This window comes from Micromonospora inaquosa, assembly GCF_003857055.1.
GTDB classification, from domain to species: domain Bacteria; phylum Actinomycetota; class Actinomycetes; order Mycobacteriales; family Micromonosporaceae; genus Micromonospora; species Micromonospora inaquosa.
This window is the reverse complement of record NZ_QGSZ01000187.1, coordinates 62,869-84,130: the sequence shown is the minus strand read 5'-3', so window position 1 is coordinate 84,130 and position 21,262 is coordinate 62,869. Positions and strand designations below refer to the sequence as shown.

The 21,262-nt window shown below is 68.4% G+C and carries 22 protein-coding genes; 2 read left to right on the top strand and 20 right to left on the bottom strand.

Annotation, left to right across the window (positions count from 1 at the left end; all coding sequences use genetic code 11):
- The 3 genes from DLJ59_RS36920 to pyrE form a co-directional block, all read right to left on the bottom strand.
- On the bottom strand, window positions 1–311 hold a 311-nt coding region (locus DLJ59_RS36920), incomplete at its 3' end, for a carbohydrate-binding protein (RefSeq protein WP_341869583.1).
- A 63-nt stretch (window positions 312–374) separates the two neighbouring features.
- Window positions 375–1,490, bottom strand: coding sequence for a carboxypeptidase-like regulatory domain-containing protein (locus DLJ59_RS11885; protein WP_124772558.1), 1,116 nt, complete (start codon window positions 1,488–1,490; stop codon window positions 375–377).
- A gap of 189 nt (window positions 1,491–1,679) precedes the next feature.
- Window positions 1,680–2,204 carry an orotate phosphoribosyltransferase gene (pyrE, locus tag DLJ59_RS11880; RefSeq protein ID WP_124772557.1) on the bottom strand — a complete coding sequence of 175 codons (525 nt, stop codon included), beginning with the start codon at window positions 2,202–2,204 and terminating at the stop codon, window positions 1,680–1,682.
- Between the two features lie 135 nt (window positions 2,205–2,339).
- Between pyrE and DLJ59_RS11875 the strand changes: the two genes are divergently transcribed.
- On the top strand, window positions 2,340–2,747 hold the full coding sequence (locus DLJ59_RS11875; RefSeq protein ID WP_124772556.1) for a nitroreductase family deazaflavin-dependent oxidoreductase: 408 nt from the start codon (window positions 2,340–2,342) through the stop codon (window positions 2,745–2,747).
- A gap of 159 nt (window positions 2,748–2,906) precedes the next feature.
- Here DLJ59_RS11875 and DLJ59_RS11870 read toward each other — a convergent pair whose 3' ends face one another.
- The 17 genes from DLJ59_RS11870 to acpS form a co-directional block, all read right to left on the bottom strand.
- The gene (locus DLJ59_RS11870) at window positions 2,907–3,398 is read right to left on the bottom strand and encodes a MarR family winged helix-turn-helix transcriptional regulator (protein ID WP_244235973.1); all 492 of its coding nucleotides are present in this window, start codon (window positions 3,396–3,398) and stop codon (window positions 2,907–2,909) included.
- 8 nt (window positions 3,399–3,406) lie between these two features.
- Entirely contained in the window at window positions 3,407–4,654 is a 1,248-nt protein-coding gene (locus tag DLJ59_RS11865; RefSeq protein WP_124772554.1) for an FAD-dependent oxidoreductase, read from the bottom strand.
- Window positions 4,655–4,715: 61 nt separating this feature from the next.
- Entirely contained in the window at window positions 4,716–5,903 is a 1,188-nt protein-coding gene (locus DLJ59_RS11860) for an ATP-grasp domain-containing protein (RefSeq protein ID WP_124772553.1), read from the bottom strand.
- Window positions 5,896–7,119: an ATP-grasp domain-containing protein gene (locus DLJ59_RS11855; RefSeq protein ID WP_208648646.1), complete on the bottom strand. Its 1,224-nt coding sequence runs from the start codon at window positions 7,117–7,119 to the stop codon at window positions 5,896–5,898. The genes DLJ59_RS11860 and DLJ59_RS11855 overlap by 8 nt, the downstream gene beginning before the upstream one ends.
- A complete protein-coding gene (locus DLJ59_RS11850) occupies window positions 7,085–8,302 on the bottom strand; it encodes an MFS transporter (RefSeq protein WP_208648645.1) in 1,218 nt (405 codons plus the stop codon). Before DLJ59_RS11850 ends, DLJ59_RS11855 begins: the two co-directional genes overlap by 35 nt.
- A gap of 62 nt (window positions 8,303–8,364) precedes the next feature.
- A complete protein-coding gene (locus DLJ59_RS11845) occupies window positions 8,365–9,786 on the bottom strand; it encodes a S8 family serine peptidase (RefSeq protein ID WP_124772552.1) in 1,422 nt (473 codons plus the stop codon).
- The gene (locus tag DLJ59_RS11840) at window positions 9,776–11,317 is read right to left on the bottom strand and encodes an amino acid adenylation domain-containing protein (RefSeq protein WP_124772551.1); all 1,542 of its coding nucleotides are present in this window, start codon (window positions 11,315–11,317) and stop codon (window positions 9,776–9,778) included. Before DLJ59_RS11840 ends, DLJ59_RS11845 begins: the two co-directional genes overlap by 11 nt.
- Window positions 11,314–11,886, bottom strand: a complete 573-nt coding sequence (locus DLJ59_RS11835; RefSeq protein WP_124772550.1) for an RBBP9/YdeN family alpha/beta hydrolase — start codon at window positions 11,884–11,886, stop codon at window positions 11,314–11,316. The genes DLJ59_RS11840 and DLJ59_RS11835 overlap by 4 nt, the downstream gene beginning before the upstream one ends.
- The gene (locus DLJ59_RS11830; protein ID WP_124772549.1) at window positions 11,879–12,163 is read right to left on the bottom strand and encodes an acyl carrier protein; all 285 of its coding nucleotides are present in this window, start codon (window positions 12,161–12,163) and stop codon (window positions 11,879–11,881) included. The genes DLJ59_RS11835 and DLJ59_RS11830 overlap by 8 nt, the downstream gene beginning before the upstream one ends.
- 1 nt (window position 12,164) lies before the next feature.
- Complete coding sequence (locus DLJ59_RS11825) at window positions 12,165–13,685, bottom strand: coproporphyrinogen-III oxidase family protein (RefSeq protein WP_124772548.1); 1,521 nt, start codon at window positions 13,683–13,685, stop codon at window positions 12,165–12,167.
- Window positions 13,686–13,703: 18 nt separating this feature from the next.
- Window positions 13,704–13,994, bottom strand: a complete 291-nt coding sequence (locus DLJ59_RS11820) for a 4Fe-4S dicluster domain-containing protein (protein WP_124772547.1) — start codon at window positions 13,992–13,994, stop codon at window positions 13,704–13,706.
- A 34-nt stretch (window positions 13,995–14,028) separates the two neighbouring features.
- Complete coding sequence (locus DLJ59_RS11815; RefSeq protein ID WP_124772546.1) at window positions 14,029–15,123, bottom strand: aminotransferase class IV; 1,095 nt, start codon at window positions 15,121–15,123, stop codon at window positions 14,029–14,031.
- Window positions 15,124–15,125: 2 nt separating this feature from the next.
- Entirely contained in the window at window positions 15,126–16,343 is a 1,218-nt protein-coding gene (locus tag DLJ59_RS11810) for an ATP-grasp domain-containing protein (protein ID WP_124772545.1), read from the bottom strand.
- A complete protein-coding gene (locus DLJ59_RS11805; RefSeq protein WP_124772544.1) occupies window positions 16,337–16,912 on the bottom strand; it encodes a type 2 periplasmic-binding domain-containing protein in 576 nt (191 codons plus the stop codon). The genes DLJ59_RS11810 and DLJ59_RS11805 overlap by 7 nt, the downstream gene beginning before the upstream one ends.
- Window positions 16,913–16,924: 12 nt before the next feature.
- Window positions 16,925–18,043: a branched-chain amino acid aminotransferase gene (locus DLJ59_RS11800; RefSeq protein WP_124772543.1), complete on the bottom strand. Its 1,119-nt coding sequence runs from the start codon at window positions 18,041–18,043 to the stop codon at window positions 16,925–16,927.
- A complete protein-coding gene (locus DLJ59_RS11795) occupies window positions 18,036–19,241 on the bottom strand; it encodes a DUF6421 family protein (protein ID WP_208648644.1) in 1,206 nt (401 codons plus the stop codon). Before DLJ59_RS11795 ends, DLJ59_RS11800 begins: the two co-directional genes overlap by 8 nt.
- A 325-nt stretch (window positions 19,242–19,566) precedes the next feature.
- Entirely contained in the window at window positions 19,567–20,013 is a 447-nt protein-coding gene (acpS, locus tag DLJ59_RS11790; protein ID WP_208648643.1) for a holo-ACP synthase, read from the bottom strand.
- Window positions 20,014–20,164: 151 nt separating this feature from the next.
- Here acpS and DLJ59_RS11785 point away from each other — a divergent pair, with 151 nt between their 5' ends.
- Window positions 20,165–21,250 carry a branched-chain amino acid aminotransferase gene (locus DLJ59_RS11785; RefSeq protein ID WP_124772541.1) on the top strand — a complete coding sequence of 362 codons (1,086 nt, stop codon included), beginning with the start codon at window positions 20,165–20,167 and terminating at the stop codon, window positions 21,248–21,250.
- Window positions 21,251–21,262: the final 12 nt, after the last annotated feature.

Genomic DNA, 21,262 nt, shown 5'->3' with positions numbered 1-21,262 from the left:
TTACTACGCGTCTCGTGGGCTCGGAGATGTGTAAAAGAGTCACGCCAGAGCGACGGCGTCGCGGCGGGGTTCCAGCCGGCGCCGGGGTGCGCGGTGTGGGTGACCAGTGCCTGGTAGAGCCTTCCGCCGTAGGTGACCTGGGCGCCCGCCTGGTAGGTGGGGCCCTCGGCCCAGGCCGGGGCGGTGCAGGCCACCATCGGGGCGGCGCCGACCGAGGACACGGCCGCCATGCTGCTGGGGACGAAGGCGACGGCGGTCGTGACGGTCAGTGCCGCCCCTGCTACCACTGCGACTATGCGACGGCTTCTCATGGCTCACTCCCCAGGCTTCGACGACCCGCGACCTCCACATATTGACGTTCGTGACGGTTAATATCAAGGGTTGTTTACAGATCCCGGGAAAGTCGGGGGAGTGCGGACGCCACCCTGCGGGGGCGCGCCGTACGAGCCCGGGATCCCGCCGCCCACCGGCACGGTGCGCAGTACCGCGGTCGGAGCGTCGGCCATGCCCCCACCGTCCGGCAGCAGCGGTTGGGTCGTCGAGTGAACAACCGCGTCCGGTGCGTTCCTCCGACGCATCACCACCAGTGCGAGCGCGCCCAGACCCGCGGCGACCAGCAGGCCGCCCAGGAAGAAGAACGGCGACGTGCTGCTTCCCTCGTCGCTGACGGCCTTGAGGGTGGGCGGCGCAACCTCGGGGGCGCCGTCGGCCGCCGCGGCGACCGGGCTTGCCGCTGCGGCGGCCGACGGCGACGCCTTGGTGGGCGCTGCCACCGCGGTGAGGGTCAGCCGGACTGTCGCGACGTCGCCGGCGCTGCCGCGTACGGTCGTGCGAGCGGTGCGGTAGCCGTCCATGGCCGCACGGACCGTGATGCTTCCTCCAGCGATTGTCTTGCTGGCGCTCGACGTGATCGAGAACTGGCCGCTGGGGCTACTGGTCGTCCGGTACTCGTGTCCGGCGCTGTCCTGGATGGTCAGGGCCACGCCGCCGATCGCCTTTCCGTCGGCGTCGCGGACCCGGCCGGTGACCCCCTTCACCCCGGCCGCGGGCTTGTTCCCGCCGGACGACGAAGCGCCCGGGCCGTGGACGTAGACCATCTTGTGGTCATAGCTGTTCTGCCCGCCGAGCCGCACGCCGATCGAGATGTTGAGGCCGGTGATCTCACCTGGGCGAGCCTCGGGGGCGACGAGCGTCGTGTCGAAGGTCTGGCTCCGGCCAGCTCCGAGGTTCGGCTCTGCCCGGCATCCGGAGGTGCATCGCAAGCCGCCGCCGACCACCACGATGGCCGTTTCGGCCCTGCTTCCGTTGTTGGTGACCTGGAACCGCACGCGTACCGTCTCGTTGGGTTTCACGTTCTCCGCCGACACGCTCAAGATGCTGACGGTCTCCGGGGCGGCCGTCGCGGGTGCCGCCGACACCGCGAGCGTCCCCCCGGTCAGCGTGATCAGTGCGGCAGCTCGGGTCCATCGGACCCGTACGCGCGTCGTCACTTCCAACCACCTTCTCCACGAGCAGGGCAACACCGGCCGATGGTGCCGCGGGCCACTATGCCCTGTCTGGGACGGGTTGCGCGACCGACCCCGATGGCACGTCGAGGGTTCGCCGCGATGAACGGCTTCAGGTCGTCAGGCAGCGGCTTCAGCACTTCGGCTGCCGTTCGTTGGGCGGGACCAGCGCCCTCACGCCAGCACTGATGCTTCCAGGTCGCGGCGGGTGAGGGCGGCGCGGAGTTGTAGCGCCTCGACCGCCAGATTCTCCCGACCGCCCTGTTCGCGGTCGATGGCGCAGACCACTGTCTCCACCTGGGCGCCGATGGACCGTAGCTGTGCGCACGACGCCAGTAGTGCTCCGCCGGTGGTTACGACGTCCTCGATCACTACGACACGCCGGCCGTCCACCGGACCGCCCTCGGCGGCCTTGTTGGTGCCGTACTCCTTGGCGTGCTTACGCACGAAGACCGTGGGCAACCCCGTCAGCTGCGACATCACCGTGGCGAGGGGAATGCCGCCCATCTCCATTCCCGCCAGCACATCGCACTCCGGCAGCAGAGCCACCATCGCTTCGGCCACCTCGCGCAACAGGGCCGGCTGCCCTTCGAACAGGTACTTGTCGAAGTACTCCTCGCTGACCTGCCCGGATCGTAGGCGGAACTGTCCGGTGAGATGGCAGGTGTCGTAAACGCGGCGCGCGAGCTGGTAAGTCACCTGCTCAGCCTCGCATCTTGGATCAGGAAAGCGTGCCCCTCGCCGGCTCGTTGGTGCGTGCTCGCGGTGTCACGCCCCGGCCGAGACTGTCAGTATCGTGTCCGTGAAGCCGGTTCGCGCGAGCGAGGAGAAGGCATGAGCGACTGGAACGACAAGATCATCGCAGAGTTTCGTGCCAACGGTGGGCAGGTCGGTGGTCAGTTCGCTGGCGCGCCACTGCTGCTGTTGCACACGGTCGGCGCCAAGAGCGGCCAGCCTCGGGTGAACCCGATGATGTACCAGAAGGTGGACGGCGGCTACGCCGTGTTCGCGTCCAAGGGCGGTGCGCCGACCAATCCCGACTGGTACCACAACCTGCTCGCTCACCCGCGGGCCCAGGCGGAGATCGGTACGGACAAGGTCGAGTTGGTCGCCAGGGTTGCCGCCGGGGACGAGCGGGAACGGATCTGGAGCGCGCAGAAGGCCGCGTATCCAGGCTTCGCCGACTACGAACGGAAAACCACCCGCCAGATCCCGGTGGTCGTACTGGAACCGGTGTCGTAGGCAGAGACGGTACAAGGCCGGTGTCGGGCTGGAGGAGTGGCGCGACTGGCGCAGGTGTTGAGCGGCGACTCGCCGCGGCTGGGACACGGCCGTGGCCCCGCTGGCTGTGGGTCGGCTCGCCGCAGCGGTCTGCCGTTCGGTGGCGGCCCGGGGGCGCGGTCAGTCGAGTGATGCCGCTTCGGGCGGACCGCCGCGGAGGCGGTCCAACTCGGCGAGGTACATCGCCTGCATGCGGTCATAGTGCCGGACCAGCAGCGTGACCTCCTCGGCGCTGTAGCTCTCGATGAGCCACTCCGCCCGCTCGGCGAACCGCTCGTACGGTCGCTTCAACTCGGCGATCCGTTCCGGTCGCAGGGTGACGATCACCCGCCGCCGGTCCGCCGGATCGCGCTCGGTCGTCACGTAACCCGCCTGCTGGAGCCGGCGGAGCATGCTGGTCACCGCCCCGGTGGTGAGGTTGGTCCGCTCGGCGACCTGCCCCGCGGTGGCGGATCCGACGTCCGCGAGATGGTCCAGGCACTCCAGGTCGCTCACGGTGAGACCCAGCCGCTCCGCGATGGCGTACCGGAACACCATGGACAGCCGCGACATCTCCCGCCCGGCGCGCATGAGGTCGGCGATCGCGGACGCACGGGCCGGCTCGTGGGACATGCCCGCAATCATGCCTCCGGTACGGTGACCCGGTGCAGCCGAGGTAACACGCGGGTCAGCACCCAGTGCGGTGCGCTCGCGCCCCCGGTGAGGCGGCGCATCAACCCGGCGGCGGTGTCGACGGCGCGGAACGCGTAGGGCACCATCTCGTCCTGGTAGCTGGCGATCGCCTTCTCCACCGGCGCGCCGCTGGCCTGGGCCTCGACCAGCTTGCGGCCGAGCAGGGCGGCGTCGCGGAGCGCGGTGTTGCCGCCGTGAGCGCCGAACGGCGGCATGACGTGCACGGCGTCGCCCATCATCGTGGCTCGGGGCACCGCCCACCGGCGCGGGCGCCGGCCGGTGGCGAAGAGGTTGAGCACCGTGGCGTCCAACTCGGCAGTGCCGACCAGCCGCCGGATGACCGGGTGGAAGTCCGCACTCATCCGGGAGGCCAGTCTCCACAGCGACAGCAGGTCCCCGCGGATGCTGACGGGCACTTCCTCCTGCTGGAGCAGCAGCCCCCACATGACGTAGTCGTAGCCGGTGGGGGCATAGCTGCCCGGGGCGAGGCGCGCGAACGCCTCCGGCGGGCTCTCGCCGAACCGCATGGAGGTGAAGAAGAAGGCGCGGCCCGGCAGGTCGGCGATGGCCAGGACCCCGCTGGTACGCAGCGCTTCGGGGATGACGCTCTCGCCGTTGCGCAGCAGTGGCGACCGGCCGTAGATGCCCGCCATCGGGGTGTTCGCCGGGTCGGCGTCCGGCATGAGCTGCGCGCGCAGGGCCGAGCCGACACCGTCCGCGCCCACGACGACGGTTGCCGCGGCGGCCCCGCCGTCGGAGAACCGCAGCCGCAGCCCTGCCGGGCCGCCGCTGTCCACCGCGACGGCGTCCTTGCCGTAGTGGATGCGCCCGTTCAGGCCGGACTGCAGGATCGACCGCAGGGTCAGCCGGTCGACCTGGCGCGTCGCGTGCGGCTCGTCCTTGAAGGTGATGGTGAATGCGTCCCGCAGCCGGCTGTCGGTGAAGCGCAGGTGCCCGCCGGGCTCGTCGCCGGTGGCCAGCGCCAGGTGGTACAGCGCGCGGGGCAGGCTTTCGCGCAGCGCCTCCAGTCCGTACCGGTCGAGAATGATCCGGTAGCCCTGCCGCCGGACGAACGGGCCAGAGTCCCGCTCGTAGACGTTCACGTCGATGCCGGCGCGCGTCAGGTACTGGGCGAGGCAGAGGCCGGAGAGGCCCGCGCCGGCGATTGCCACTGAGAAGTCGGTCGATCTGCCCATGCAGTTATCTTAATGACTAAGATGATTTGGGCAAGGCCGAGGCCATCCCGGATCGCACCACTCAGCCTGGGCGGGTGACGATGGTCAGCGTCTCGCGGACGAAGTCCAGTGCTTCGTCGCGAAGCGCCGGCGTTTCGGCCGAGACGATGAGGTAGCCGGCGCGGTCCGCGCTCCAGGTAGTCGCCGGCACGACGTCGCCGGGGTGCTTCCACCAGCCGCAGGTGACGAAGGCCGGGTGTGCTTCGATCTCGGCCATGCCCCGCATCTCGACCAGGATGCCGGGCGGCGCGATGGGGAGATAGCTCGCCGCGTACGCGACGGGGCCCGGCGGTGGTTCGGGCAGGGGCATCGCCATGGCGAGCCGGACGACCATCTCGAACCAGTCCAGCCCGTAGGTGAGGCTGAGCAGATCCATGAGGTAGTCGCCGGGGGTCCGGACGGCGACCTCCATCAGCGTCGGCCCGTCGGCGGCGAGCCGGAACTCGAGGTGCACGATGCCCGTACGCATGCCGAGGGCAGCCACCACCGCGGCGCAGAACTCCGTCACCTCGGCGGCGGCCTCGTGGTCGAGTTGGATGCCCGTGCGATGCGCTGTCTCGACGAAGTGCGGCGGCTCGGCGGTCTCCTTGGCGGTGAGGTTGGCCAGCCACACCTTCCCCTCGCTGAGCAGCGCTTCCCAGCTGTATTCCGGGCCGTCCACCGCCGCCTCCACCAGGAGCCGGCCCTCGTGGTTCCGGCGTGCTACAGCGTCCTGGAAGGAGTCCAGGTCCTCGACCAGTTCGACTCCCTCGCTCCCCGCGGAGGACAGTGGCTTCACGACAACCGGCAGGTGGGCTGCGGCCCAGTCGCGCGCCGATTCCAGATCGTCGGTCATCAGGTGTTCAGGTTGGCGGATGCCTGCTGCCGCGAACAGGCCCCTCTGCAGAGCCTTGTTACGGGAGACCGTCGCGGCGTGCAGCGACGGGCCGGGCACGCCGAGCCGGTCCTGCAGCAGCGCCGCACCGAGCACGTTGTTCTCGGTGAACGCCAGCACTCCCGCCGGCTTGCGGTCAGCCGCGGCGGCCCAGGCCCCTGCGGCCCACTGCTCGTCGTGGTTGCCAGGGGCGACCCGGATGTGGTCGACGAGCCCGGCCGTGTCCGCGGCTCGGGCCGCGCCCTCCACGGCGGCCACCCGCAGACCCAGCCGTCGCGCGGCGGTGAGGTACGGCCTGCCCATGAAGCCGACCCCGACCAGCAGCAGCTCAGACATGGCTGTCCGCCTTGTCGACGGCCGTGACCTTGACCGAGGCGAACATGTCCCGCAGGAACTGTTCGAGCACAGCCGTGGGTGCCGGGCCGACGATACCGGCGACGGGTACGTCGTACTCGGCGTAGCTCAGGGCCTGACTGACCGGCTCGTCCTCGGTGCGCTGCACCCAGCGCCAGGTCAGCGGGCTGTGCCGGAACTCGTCGGCGCCCTCGATCGTGCAGAACTTCGCGCCCAGGGTGTGACCGGGAAAGATGAACCAGGCGTACCGGGCGTCCGGGCCGGCGGGGCGCGCCTCGGGGGCGGAGGCACCGGGCGTCGAGAGGGCCCGCAGCTGCACTGACGGCATGTGCACGCCGGTCGCCAGTTCGAAGGTGTCGGCCACGCCGGCCCCGCCGAACCTGCTCGCCACCTCAAGGAAGACCAGGCCGTCGGGCGTCTCGATGCCTTCGAGGTGGAACAGGCTCGTGGTGATGCCGACGGCCCGTAGGCAGGCGGTGGTCCACTCCACGACGGCCGGCGGGGTGTCCGTCTGCACCGAGCCGAGCGGGCTGCCCTCGGCGTACCCGAGGCAGGTGCCGACGTACCGGCTGGCCTGAAGGGTGACCGGTGTGCCGTCGACGGCCAGCCCGTCGACGTGGATGATCGGGCCGCTGACGAATTCCTCGATCTCGAAGCCGCTCGGGCCCGTGTCGGAGGGCAGGCCGTCGCGGCGTACCGTTTCGAGGGCGGCTTCGGCGGTGTCGAATACGCGTACGCCCTGGCTGGAAGCGCCGTCGAGCGGCTTGAGCACCGTCCTGCCCCGCCATGGGATGGCGGCTCCGGCGAGGGCCGAGGTCAGCGGGAGATAGCGCGGCACACGCAGACCCCCTCGGGAAGCGGCGGCCTTCATCATGACCTTGTCCCGTACGGGAAGCACGTCGGCCTCGCGCGGGCCGGGCACGCCCAGCGCCTCCCGGATGCGAGCCGCGGCGATCAGGTCGAACTCGGACTGGGCGATGACCAGATCGGGTTGTGGTTGACCGGCGAGCGCCGCCACCACCTCGGTCTCCGTGGCGCCGGTCCCGGGCCGTTCGATCCGTGTGCCGGGCAGCCGTGCGGGCAGTGTCGCCATGCGCTCGGCCGTACCGATGAACGTCACCTCGTGAGCTTCGAAGTCGAGGCCATTCGCATAACGGATGATGTCATCGGTGATTCGGTGCAGGATCAGGATGCGCATGGGGATACCTCAGTTGAAGGACCAGTGGGAGCAACAGAACGGCGACGAGAACGGATCCGAGCACCGCGCCGAGCAGTACGGCCTGTGGGCCGTGCGCGGTGGCGAAGATGGCGACGACGAAACCCGAGATTGGCAGGGACACCTGGTTCAGCAGAACGATGAGGCCTATCGTCTTGCCGAGGTGTTCGCGGGGAATGCGGCGAATTCGTTCGGCGCGGATGAAGACGTTCAGGATGCCGACCGTGCCGATCAGCAACGTGTAACCGATGGCGAACTGGGTGAACGTGTTCGCCTGGCTGATCGTGAGCCCGCCCAGGCAGATGATCACGAAGGTGCCCAGGATCGCGACCAGCGAGCTGATTCGCCGGGACAGTCGCGGGATGATGAAGAAGATCAACAGGGAGAGCACGCCTTCGGCGAAGGACAGCACACCGAAGTAGCGGTCGGGCTTGCCGAACGTGCCGGTGGTGATGGCCGCGCTGGTCGCCATGCCGACACCGACCATGAGGTTCACCATCATCGTCAGCCCGACCAGGCCCACCATCGCGGGGAGCTTGAACAGCGTGTGCGCGCCCTCGGCCACTGAGGCCAGCACACCGCGTACCGTCGTGGGCTCGGCATTGGTGACCGCGCTGCGCAGGCTGCCGCGAAGCGTCAGGACGTTGAGCGCGGTGAGCGCGAAGAGCACCCCGGTCACCAGCAGCAGGTCGGTCGTGCCCAGCAGAGTGGCCAGCAGGACCGCGAGGGCCGGTCCGAGCACCGTGCTCGCCTGCTCGGTGCCCTGGATGACGGACTGGGCCCGCACCATGTGCTCGGCGGGCACGAACCGGGGGAGAGTGGTCTCCATCGCGATGTACGCCTGGGCGCTGGCCAGGGACATCGATGCGGCGAGAACGCTCAGCGTCACCACCGTCGCGCCCGGCCAGGCCAGTACGGCGGCGAAGGCGGCGGCGGCGAGGAACGCCCGGACCGTGTCGGCGGTCAGATAGAGCCGGTAGCCGTCGACCCGGTCGGCGAGCACCCCGGCAACGGGGACGAAGATGACCCGCGGAAGCCACTCGACCAGGAAGACGAGCCCGCTCGCGGCGACACTGCCGGTCGTCTTGAAGACCAGCAGCGGGATGGCGAACAACAGAAACTGGTCGGCCAACGCCGCGACCCCGCGACCGCCGACGAAGCGCACGATCTGATGGGGTCGGATATCAGTTGTCTGGGATTCTCTGGCGGCGGCACGCAATGGTCCATTCACGCAGAGATCCCCCGTCTGTCCATCGAGGAGCGTAACAGCGGCCGATCAGCAGCGACAGCCCCGTCTAATCGGTGCGCGGTAAGCAGACCGTGACCGGTGGCCGGGTTCGGGCTCTCCGCGCCGCACTCGTCGCCGGTGATGGAACGACCCCGCGTAACCGGCGCGCAGTAGGCCGCTAACGATTCAGCAGTGCACGCCCGGCCCTGCTGAATCGCCAGCGCCACCACGCCGGCGGCGTATGCCGTAGCACCCGACGTGCCGCTTGACACGAGCCAGCCGTCATCCGCACCCGTACCGTCGTACGTGCTGTTGCGGCGGTCGAACAGGCATCCGGGCTGGGTTGGGAAGAGGATGTAATTGCCGTTGGGCAACATGCCGCACGGGCCGGACACGTCCGGCACCGCCCGTCCGGGAAAGACCGCCGACCGGTAGCTGGAGGCGAGATCGGCGGCCCGCAGCGCCCCGTCGGGGCCGATGTGCACGCCGCCGACGGTGATGGCACCAGGGGTGGCGACGGACTGGAACATCGCTGTCGGCCGGTCGGTCGAGCCGTTACCCGCGGCGAACAGCACGGTGCAGCCCCGCCGGATCGCGTTGGCGACCTCGAGATGCAGATGGGGTTCCGAGCGCAGCGTGCCCCAACTGCAGGAGATGATGTCAGGTTCCAGTTGCACCGCCCGCTGGAACGCGGCGACGGGAAACGAGAAGCCCTCGGTGGCCATCTTGACCATCGTGAGGGACACGTCGGGCGCCACCGCCAGCAGCAACGCCGACATCGCGGTGCCGTGACCGCGTTCGTCGACCGCGGGATCGAGCTGCGGCAGGGCGGCGACGACCGAGGTCCGGTAGCCGTGCCGTCGGTGGTGCGGATGGTCATAGAGGCCGGTGTCGACCATCACGACCCGGACGCCGTCGCCGCGGACGCCAGCGGCGTGGAGTTCCTCGGCTCCGGCCACTCGAACCGCGTCGTCCGGAAGGCTGAGGTGGTGCCCGGTTCCGCGTACCGCCGGCGGCGACGCGCTCGCGGTCAGCTCGAATCCGGATCGCGGCGCCGAGACCGCACCGATGAGGTCGGTGCACACCCGGGACCGGAGCGGCCCCCGCGCCACGAGTTCGTACCGCGGGGAATCACGGATGTACTTGTTGCGTATCACGGTGACGACGCTGCCGAAGACGTCCGCGAGCAGGCGCTGCTCACCGCTGACCGTCAGGCCCGCGTCGGTTCGCGCTTCGATCGCGAGGCCTTCCCGCACGAGCGCGTCGGCGACCCGGTCGACGGTGGCCGGCGCGGGAAGGAACTCCTCGACCGGGTGGCGTAGCAGCTCGGCGGGGTCGTCGAGGCTGCGCCCGGACGTCGCCCGTGGGACCACGGTGAGCACGCCCCGCCGGGTGAACGCGGCGATCTCGTCATCGATCATCGGACGCCACCAGTCCGCGCAGGCGGCCCCGGTCGAGCTTGCCGGTCGGCGTCAGGCCGACGTCCCCCTCGTCGATCATGACGATCTCGGCCGGAACCATGTACGGCGGTAACACGCGCGCGAGCTCGGTTCCCAGGTCCGTTTCGGCTCCGGCCCGGTCGGCACCGAGGACGAAGAGGGTGATGGCCCGGCCGGTGACCCGGTGCTGAGTCACCACCGCGCAACAGTCGAGCACCCAGTCCACGGCGAGCGCGGCCGCTTCGACCTCGGAGGTGTGCACGAGGTTTCCGGCGATCTTCACGGCATCGTCGCGGCGGCCGACGAAGACGAGCTGACCGGCGCCGGTACGCCGAACGAAGTCGCCCGACCGGTAGTACCGGATCTCCGGGGAGCCGCGCGTGATCAGCACCTGCTCGGTCTTCGCCGGCTCCGCGCAGTAGCCCAGCATGACCTGCGGGCCGCCGATGAGCAGCTCACCCGTATCGCCGTCGGGCACCGGTCGCAGGTCGTCGTCGACGATCAGGACGTCGACGGCGGGCAGCGGGGCTCCGATCGGCAGATACTCGTCGTCGTGGCCGGCGATGTCGTCGGTCAGGTAGAGGGTGGCGCTGTGCGTGGTCTCGGTCGGACCGTAGCCGTGCACATAGGTCAGACCGGGAAGCTTTTTGTCCATCGCGCGCAGGAGCGAGGTCGGGCACGACTCGCCGCCGAACCACAGGCGTCGCAGGGAGCTCAGATCGCGCCGGTCGATGTCGCTGAACCGCCCGAGCAGCATCCGGATGACCGAGGGCACCAGCAGCACATCGGTGATGCGCCACCGCTCGCACGCCTGGGTGACCTGGCCGGCCATCGACAGCCGGGGCAGCAGGTGCACGCTGCCGCCGACCAGGAAGGTGGAGTACAGATCGACCACCGACGCGTCGAAGAACAGCGGCGCCACGTTCAGGTATCGCATCCGTTCCGGGAAGCCGACCACCTCCTGTACGCCTTCGAGTAGCGCGCACACACTGCGGTGGCTGATCATGACGCCCTTCGGGCCGCCGGTCGATCCCGACGTGAAGATGACGTACGCCTGGTCGTCCGGCCCCCTGTCCGCGTACTCCGAGGGCCGGTAGTCGACCTCGGCGCGCACGTCCCAGGAGTCACCGGCGACCAGCAGGGTGCCGGCCCCTGCCTCGGCGACCAGCCCGAGATGCTGCGGATGAGCCACCGTCACCGTCGGGCGGCACCTGGCGAACAGCAGCGCTGTCCGGGCCGGCGGCAACGACTCGTCGACGGGGACGTACCGCGCGCCGAGCCGCAGCGCCGCGAACATGCACACCACCGAGTCGATGGACTTCTCCATCACCATCGCGACGGTGTCGTGCCGCCCGACGAGGGGAGCCAGGAGGTCGGTCAGCGCCTGGGTGCGCCGGGCCAACGTCCGATAGGACACCTGATCGTTCGTGGCCAGGTCGACCACCGCCACGGCGTCGTCGTCGTGGCGGCGGTCGAGGACCTCGTCGACGAAGCGGAGCGGAGCCTCGGTCACCGGTCGACCGTTTCGAGTTGCTGGCACACCGCCTCCAGCAGCTCCGGGAAGGTGTCCAACTTCTGGTCGTACGAGCCGAAGTGGCCCATCCCCTCCATCAGGGTGAGGCGGCTGCCGGCCAGCCGGTGCAGCTCCCGGGCCACATCGACGGGGACCCACGGGTCGTCCGTCGAGTGGAACTGGACGATGAAGCGTTGATTCCGCTTGATCGCCGCCCAGTCCCATGGCCGGTCGAAGAATCCACTGCGCCGTTCGAGTTCGAAGCCGCAGTCGGTGTGGTGCCCGGCCACCACGAAGGTGCCCAGCAGCGGCGCCGACTCCGCGTACCGCAGTGCGGTCAGGGCCCCTGACGAATGCCCGACGATGACCGTCTGGTCGTCCGGCCGGATGACATCGGTCAGGTAGGGCAGCCAGTACCGCATTCGGCCCTTGATCGGGTCGGGGAAGGTCTGTGCCACCACGTTGTGGCCACGCGCCGCAAGCTCCCGTTTGAGGTACGGGAACCAGATGCCGTCGATGGTTGCTCCGGCGTTGCCGTGCACCAGGACGACCCGGACAGCATCAGACATAGGAGTCGTCGTTGAGCTGGTCTTCGAGCATCGTCGCGAGCGAGCCGAGGGTGGCGAAATGTTCCACCGTCAGCAGCTCCGGTTCGAGTTCGATGTCGTAGTACGACTCGAAGGCCAGCGTCAGCTCGATCATCTGGGTGGAGTTCAGGGAGAGCCCGCCGTTGAACAGCGGGGTGTTCGAGGTCAGCTCGACGTCGTGGTTCGGGAAGACCTCGGCCGCGATCTTGCGCAGGTCATCCTCGATGTCCGCGCGGGTTTTCCGGTCAGTGCTCGACACGTCAGCCCGCCTTCGGCGCGGTGCTGGAGTCGGCCGGTCGGGTGGCGAGCTTGGACTGCAGGAAGACCGGAGTCCGGGGGATGTTCATCTCGTCCTGGTGGAACGGGTTGCGCTTGTTCTTCAGTGAGAGGTACATGGTGCGGCGGGCCCGCGCCTTCTCCTCGTCGGAGTAGAACAGGAAGGCGATGTTGCCCGCGTTCTCCCGGCCGACCTCGGTGAGGGTGATGTCCTCGTCGGTCTCGATCGCGTACCCGCTGTCGACCATCCAGTTGATCTCCCGGCGGTACTTCTCCAGGTTGGCGACGTCCGCTTTGCGCACGGTGCCGAAGACCGGGAAGAACACCATGACCCGGTTCTCGACCTCGTCCTCACTGCAGATTCGGCCCTGCTCGATGGGGATGATGCCGTCCTCGACGTCCTTGATCCAGCGGTCCACGTTGGTGTGGTTGCGGTAGCTTCGCTCACCCATGTAGTTCTCCGCGGCCGGACCGATGCCCAGGGTGTAACTCGCCCGGTAGCCGTTGCCTCCGCAGGCGTGGTCCAACCCGATCGGGCCGGTCTCGTCGAGGTGTGTGAAGAAGTTGATCAGGAGCTGCTTGTCGTACCCGTAGTCGGCCAGGCTCTCCTTGATCTGGCGGTACTGGACCCGCTCGATGCTGCCGGACGGCAGCACGTCGCTCACCTTGCCGGCCCGGATCTGCTTGTCGAGCCGGGTGCCCTCCCACTGGTTGAACCGGTACGTCTGGACGAAGCTGGGGCGCAGTTCCGCGCAGATGCCGTGGATGTCGGAGGCGAGAATCTCGTCGGTCTGACCGGCGAGGTTGTACATCAGGTCCAGGGCGAAGGTCCTGATCCCGGCCTTCCGAATGTTCTCCGCCGTCTGGTACACCTGCTCGACGGTGGCCTTGATGGTCAGCTTGCGCCGGATCTCCTCGTTGAGCGTCTGCACACCGAACGAGATGCGGGTGATACCCAGGGACTTGAGCATCTCGATGTAGCCGTCGGTGGACAGGCCGAGCGGGCTGCCCTCCAGCGAGATCCCGTCGACCTCGCTCAGGTCGAACTCGCGATGAACGGCCTGGATGATGGTGGCCATCGACTCCTGGTCGAGCGCCGACGGCGTACCCCCGCCGAACTGGACGTACTTGATCTTCGTGCCCTGGAAGTACGCCGAGCGAGCGTTGCGCTCGATCTCCTTCACCATGGCCTTGACGAACCGCACCCGCTGCTCGCCCTGGTACTTCGCCGAGGACTCCTTGAAGCAGGCACAGAAGTTGCAGAACGCCTCGCAGAAGGGGATGTGGAAGTACAGCAGGATGTTCGTCCGCTGAGGGTGCGTCTGACGGTCCAGGAAGGAGAAGTACTCCGCCTTCTCCTGCTCGGTCCGCAGCGCATCCTGGAAGCCGCAGATCTTCGGGTAGAACCAGGTGACGTTGGTGCGCTTCTCCGGGCTCTCGAAGTCGTCTTTGAGGTAGAAGTTCGAATCGAGACCGAGCATGAACGAGTTCTCGATGGTGGTCATGTCTGTCGATCCCATCCCTTACGAGGCGGACTTCTTGCTGACGGAATTGGCGTCGCTCTGGTAGATGACCGGGTACTCCTGGCTCATCTCACCGTTGATCTGGATCCACTCGAACTTGTCCTCGGGCAGTTCGACGTCGGCCCAGATCGCCTCCGGCGGGCATTCGGCAACGCAGGCGTTGCAGTCGATGCACTCCTCCGGATTGATGTAGAGCATCTCCGGGCCTTCGTGGAAGCAGTTGACCGGGCAGACGTCCACGCAGTCGGTGTACTTGCACCCGATGCACGCATCGGTGACGACGTAGGCCATGATCTAGACCTCCTGATGAGTCGTGCCGCCGTTGTCAGGCGTGGACGGTCGAAACCTCGGTAAGCCGTCGCATCCAGCCGAACCTGTCGATCAGATCGCCGCAGTGGATGCCCTGGAGCACCTCGCGGAGGTGCGATGCCACGGCGACGGTGCCGGGCAGTCGGTATTCCTCCCCGCCGTAGCCGACGCCGTTGATGGACACGACGCCCTCGACCGTCCCGGTGCCGAAGCACTCGGTGATCCGGCCGTCGCTGATGCCGCGCAGCACCTCCGCCAACGGCACCGGTCGTTCGTCGACAGTGGTCCCCGCATCACGCGCCAGCTTGATGATCGAGTCGCGGATGATCCCCGGCCGTACGGTGCCGTCCAGCGACGGCGTGGTCAGGACGCCGTCGATGACGAAGAAGGCGTTCATCGCGCCGACCTGCTGGACCCTGCGCTCCGGCTCGCCGCCCACCCACAGCACGTGGTGGTAGTCGTAGTTGGCGGCGATCTCCCTCGGGACCAGCCCCGGCCCGTAGTTCCCAGTGGCGTTGATGTCACCCGTGCCGCCCGGCCACGCCCGGACGTAGTCGTTCACCACCATCGCCCGGACCGGCATTTCACTCGGAGCCGGACGCGTCAGCGGGCTCGCGACGATCGTGAACAGGCACTCCTCGGCCGGGGCGACCTCGAGCGTCGAGCCGTTTCCGGCCAGGACGGAGTGCAGCAGCAACGCCGACCCGGGCTCCGCCGGGATCCACGCCGAGTCCAGGTCCACGAGCCGGCGGATCGCGAGCCAGACGCGGTCGAAGTCGAGTTGCGGGAGTGCCATCCGCCGGGCCCCGTTGTTGAGCCGCTTGATGTGGCTGTCCGGGCGGTACACCGCCACCGAACCGTCGGTCATCCGGTAGGCAGCGAGGTCGTCGAAGACCGCCTGCCCATAGTTCAGGGCCGAGGACGTGGGGCGTACGGGCGGCAGTGCGTCGCGGTCGGCGATGGTCATGCCCTGCCAAGACCGCCGCTTGCTCCACCGCATCGAGTACGCGTGATCGGAGAGGGCGCTGCCCGGGCGCGTCGGCGCGTCGGCCTCCGGCTTCGAGCGGGGTGCGGTCGTCGCCTCGACGACCAGATCGTTGTCCTTACTCACGATCAGTTGCCTTCCTTGTCGGATATGTCGACCCGCACGTCGCGGAGCACGGCGTCGACCAGGTCTTCGACCCGGCCTGGATCGCCGACGAAATAGACCTGGGCGACCCGGTTGTGGAAGATGTCATCGGGATCGAGCGCGGCGCCGCGCTCAGCCTCGAAGACGATCCGGTCGAACTCGTCGACATCGAGGAACGGCTCGATGCCGGACAGGCTGCCCGCGAAGGCGCCCGGCCGATCGGTGGTGACGAAGGCCAGCCCGGCGCTCACCGACGAGACGGGCTGGTCCCCGTAACGGCCGCCGCGAGCCGCCTCAGCCGCGGCCAGGTAGAGGTCCACCCCGGGCCCAGCCATGATCAATTCGGGAATGCAGTCGCCGGCCAGCCGGGCGCCCACCTCGATCAGCACCGGGCGGCCGTCCGCGGCGATGCGGGTCTCGATGTGGAACGGCCCGACGCTGATGTCGAAGGCGGCGACCACCTCCTCGGCGAACTCGTGCAGCAACCGTCCGTGCGGCGAGCTCAGCGGCGGTGTGGCGACGTGGCCCATCTCGAAGAACTGCGGCGGCGCACTGACGAGTTTCGTGGTGATGCTGACGACATGCGGGCCGGCCGCGTCCACCCAGCCCTCAAGGGAGAACTCGGGGCCGTCGACATACTCCTCGACCAGGGCGACCCGCCTCGGATCGTGGTGGAACTTGACCTCGCCGTACCGGTGGATCTCCGCGCAGGCCCGCTGGTATTCGTCGGTGTTCCGGACGAGGCGCACCATCAGGCTCCCGCCCCAGTCGACCGGCTTGACGACCGCCGGGAAGGCGACGGGGCATTCGCCCACATCGTCGGCCGCGACGGTGATCGATGCCGGGACGGCGATGCCGTGTTTGACGCAGCGCTCCCGCATGACGTCCTTCTGGCGGACGGCCTCGGCCGTATCCTGACTCAGCGCCGGCAGCCCGAGGGCGCGGGCCAGCTCGGCCGCCGGGCCGACGGCGTACTCGAAGCCCGCGATGACTCCGGTCGGCACCACCCCCAGCCGATCGACGAGGTCCAGCAGGGCGGGCACGCCGTGGTCCGGATGCCAGTCGACGACGCGCGCACCGGCGTGGACCTCCGCCGGCAGCAGGTCGGGAAACCGCGTCGGGATCAGGCACGGAACGCCGGCCGCCACCAGTCGGCTCGCCAGCTGGATCCCGGCCGACAGCGGCTGGACGATAATCAACACCCGGGGCCGGCCTTTCCCACGTGCAGGGTGAACACCATCGGCACCGGACCGAAGTTCTCCAGCGTCCGCAGCCCCTCGGCCCGCGCCGCGCGGTCGGTGGTCACGCACGCGTCGAAGTCCCCGGCGGCGCACACGGCAGCGGCCACGGAGTTGCTGCTCGCGTACGAGATCGTGCCCCGATTCGTGACCAGGCAACTGGGGGCGGGATGGGTGATGATGGTGCGGACGGACTCCTGGCCCGGGCGGGCGGCGAGCACCATGTCGTACGTGTCCAGGATGAAGCTGTCGGCCATCGTGAGCCGATGCAGGTTGCCGAACACCAGGTCGTGCAGGCGTGGGTAGACGGCACAGGCGAGAATCGCCTCGGTGCCGTCGAACGTCATGACGTCGAGCCCATCCTCGACCTCGGCGTGCAGGATCACCCGGCCCGGGCGCTGCCGGTCGGCGAACCAGCGGTGAGCGGCCTTCTCCAGGTTGGTTCCGGTCGGTCCGAGCGTGTGGATAGTGGTGACGTGCGGCAGTGCGGTCGAGCCGGAACCCGCTGTGCAACGGCCGGTGGCGTCAGGCATCCGCCATCTCCCTTACTGTCGGTCGGTCGAGCTGTGAACGGAGGCAAGGTCTTTGCGTACGCTCCGCAGCCATCCATGGGTGTCCGGACGGGTGCCGTGCTGGATCTCCATCAGCGTGTGTCGCATCCGGGCGGTCACCGCGCCTTCCTGCCCGTCCCCGATCGTCGCGTCGTCGTCTCCGTCGGCGATCCGGCCGACCGCCACGACCACAGCGGCGGTCCCGCACGCGAACATCTCGACGAGCCGTCCGGACCGGGCGCCGGACATGATGGCGTCGATCGGGGTCGGCTCCTCCGCGACCGGAATGCCGAGGTCACCGGCTAGGGCGATGACGCAGTCGCGGGTCACGCCTCGCATGATCGTTCCCTGGCACGGCGGGGTGGTCAGCCGTACGCCGTGCCGTTCGTCGTCGTCGCGCCAGACGAAGAAGACGTTCATGCCGCTGAGTTCTTCGGCCCAGCGAAACTCGACGCCGTCGAGCCACAGCACCTCGTCGTAGCCGCGCGCGTTGGCCTGCTTGCGGGTCAGCAGGCTGGCGGCGTAGTTGCCGGAGCACTTCGCCTCGCCCACGCCGCCGCGTACCGCGCGTACGGTGCCTGCCGAGGTCAGCACGGAGATCGGCGTGAAGGCCCGCCCGAAACACGGGTCGGCCGGATACGCCAGGAAGGTGCACCGGTAGTGCCGAGAGTCGCGGAGCCCGAGCTCCGGCTCGGTCGCGATCATCAGCGGGCGCAGATAGAGGCCCTGGCCCGGCTCTCCGGGAATCCAGCTGTCGTCGGCGGAGACGAGGTGCGCGCAGGCGTCCAGGAACACCGAGGTCGGCATCTCGGCCATCGCCAGCCGCCGCGCCGAGCGGGCCAACCTGCGGGCATGGTCCACGGGGCGGAACAACGCGGCGGAGCCGTCGGGCTGGCGGAACGCCTTGAGGCCCTCGAAAACGCTCTGCCCATAGTGCAGCACGAGGGTGCCGGGATCCATGGTCATCGGGGCGTACGGCTCAAGGGAATAGGTGGACCAGCCGTGGTCGGCCGACCAATGAACGACGGCCGTGCTGTCGGTGTGAAAACGGCAGAACCCGGGATCGCGAAGGGCGGCGGCACGGTCGGTGATGGTCAAGGTTCCGTCAGACATGGACCTCACTGCCCCAGAGGCTCAGGGATGCCCGCGGGCCGCCGCACCTGTCCGTTTTGCCTTCGGGCTCCAGCAACAATCTCTCGTACAGGAAATCGGTGACCTTCTCGCGATAGGTCTCGTCGTCGGTGATCGCCTCGAATTCCTCGATCGTCCGGACGAGATCCTTGGCCGACGCGACGATCTCCGCCTTGCCGGCCAGCCTGCGCCGGCCGTCGTCGCCGAGCGTGAACAGGCCGTGCTCGGCGAGCCAGGTGCCGAGGGCGAAGCCGGTGCCGGAGTCGAAGTTGCGAAACGGGCGGGGCTCGGCCGGGTAGCGGAAGAGCCGTTCCAGAATGATGTACTCGAAGATGATGTCGCCGTACGGCACTGATTCCTCAAAGCAGGCTATCGCCGATTTCAGGTCGACCTTGAGCTCTTCGGCGAGGCCGGTGCGCCACTTCGTCTTCAACGCCAGGTGCTGATCCAGTGGACGGGGCCCGGTGTGGTGGAAGTAGTCGTGCAGATAACCCCAGACACAGCGCGCCTGATAGACGTCCTCCGGGTCGACGTCGGCAGACACCAGCGTTTTCGTGTCGGCGAACGGCGAGCCGGCGCCGCAGAGCCGCGCCACGATTTCCAGCGTACGGGCGTAGATTGTCGTATGCCGGTTGAAGAAGAACCAGGCGAATGACTGATCCAAGGTCGGAGTGGTGGTCGGAATGTTTTCCGGGAAGAAGACGACGCAGTTGCCGTCCCGTAATCCAGGGGAGGCGGAAAGGAGTCGGGTCGACTGGAACACCGCCTTGTCGTGCGGATAGCGTGACTGTAGCTCGGTGGTGCAGTCCGGGTCCTGACGAACGACGGTGAAGGCCTCGAGGAAAGCGCCGCGGGAACCGTCGCCGTTCGGGAGGGTGACCGGTCCGACGAAGGCGGCAACCTGCCCGTCCTCCGGTGCGGGGACGGTGTCACGGGTCGCGTCGAAGGCCGGTTTCTCCAGGAAACCTGAGTCTGACCAGGCACGCAGGTCGTGGACGGTGGCCTCGATCTGACTAGTCGGCATCAGCGGGTCGAGCTGCTCGACGTCGCGGCAGAGCTGGTCGAGCTGCGCGATCGCCTGGTCGCCGTCGCCGCAGATCTGGGCCGCGCGAATCAGGCCGGCGACCGGCACTATGCGACGCTCGAATTCCAGGACCTGAGAGAGCGTGCGTGGCTCCACATTATCCCCTCGGCAGCATCGACACCGTTTCGGCGTCCCGCCCATGATGCACCTCGAAGTGTGCCTATCCCCGAGGAGCCGCTTGATCAGAATCTTCTGGCGCTGGTGCGGCCTCGTCAAACAACTCTCGCTATCTGGGATATAGACTAGTGGGAATTGCTGATCTTGACCAGCCCTTTGTTTTGCCCGATTGCGATGCAATTATCTGCTGATGGTCGGCGGCGAACGTCCGTGCAGATTGACTAAAGGTAATAATGCGGCATCGGCCGTCAATCAAATGATATGAGTCGTATGTCCAACTTGGATGACCGTAATCGGAAGGCGCTCAGGACGGTTGCCCTACACCCGCAACGAAGGCATAGGCCAAATGCCGGCTGTGCGTCAGGGTGATCAGCCATGAATGGACACCGGCCGCTTCGGCGAGCGCCGCCGCGCGCCCGGCCAGGGCCAACGCCGGCGGCCCGGAGTGACCCCGGACCACCTCGATCTCCCGCAGGGCCGACCCGCTCAGGCCGGTTCCCAGGGCCTTCAACACCGCCTCCTTGGCGGCGAAACGGACGGCGAAGCGCTCCGCCGGGTCGTTTTCGAGAAGGCAGTAGGCGCTCTCTCCCGGAGTGAAATGCCGATCCGCGAACCGGGGCTGCCGGGCGAGCAGCGCCCGGATGTCGTCGACGTCGACGAGGTCGGTGCCCACACACACGACCACCCGGCCCACCACCTGACGGGCGGCGCCGTCGGAGGCCGCGACGATCCGCTCCTCACCCCGGCTCACCGCCGCACCGTCCCTCCCGAATCGCTGCACTCGATCTATGATCGGCGACAATACGGTCGGTATTCTGCACCTGCCATCCGACAAACTTCCCCTGCGCGAGCGTTCTCGGTGCCTGAGCGCCCGGGGATGCGGCCATTGAGAGGATCCGGCCATGAGCCTGCCGTTCCCGTTGCAGCAAAATCCGAGCCCGGCCAGCGCGCAGCGGCGAGCCGAGATCATGGCGAATCCGGGGTTCGGCACGTACTTCACCGACCACATGGCACGCGCGGTGTGGAAGCCGGACGGCGGTTGGCAGGCCTCCGAGATCATCCCCTTCGGCCCGATCCTCATGCACCCGGCGGCGGCCGTGCTGCACTACGCCCAGGAGATCTTCGAGGGGATGAAGGCGTACCGACACTCCGACGGCTCGATCTGGTCGTTCCGACCACAGGCCAACGGCGAGCGCTTCGCCCGGTCCGCCCGGCGGCTGGCCCTGCCCGAACTGCCGGTTCCGGACTTCATGGCCTCCGTCGAGGGACTGGTCCGCGCCGATCAGGCGTGGGTGCCGGACGAGAACGAATACAGCGTCTACCTGCGACCGTTCATGTTCGCGTCCGAGCCGTTCCTGGGGGTTCGCCCGGCGAAGGAGATCACCTACATGGTGATCGCCTGCCCGGTCGGCGCGTACTTCTCCGGTGGAGTCAGGCCGGTCTCCATCTGGCTCTCCACCGAGTACACCCGCGCGGCGCGGGGCGGCACGGGCGAGGCGAAGTGCGGCGGCAACTACGCCTCCAGCCTGGCGCCGATGGTCGAGGCCGCCGAGCACGGCTGTGAGCAGGTCTGTTTCCTGGACGCCGCCGAGGGCCGCTACGTGGAGGAACTCGGCGGCATGAACCTCTACTTCATCACGGCCGACGGCAGGATCATCACCCCGGAACTCGGCACGATCCTCGAGGGCGTCACCCGCGGGTCCATCCTCATCCTCGCCAAGGATCTGGGCTTGGAGGTCGAGGAGCGCCCGGTGGAAATCCGGGAATGGCAGGAGGGCGTGGCGTCCGGTGCGATCACCGAGGTCTTCGCGTGTGGCACCGGCGCCGTGGTCACGCCGGTCGGGCGCCTCGTCTGGGCGGGCGGCGAGGTGACGGCCCCGAAGGCCGGCGCCGAGGACTCGGTGACGATGCGGCTGCGCCGCCATCTGCTCGACATCCAGTACGGCCGGGCCGCCGACCCGTACGGCTGGATGACCCGCCTCGTGTGACGAGGAAACGTC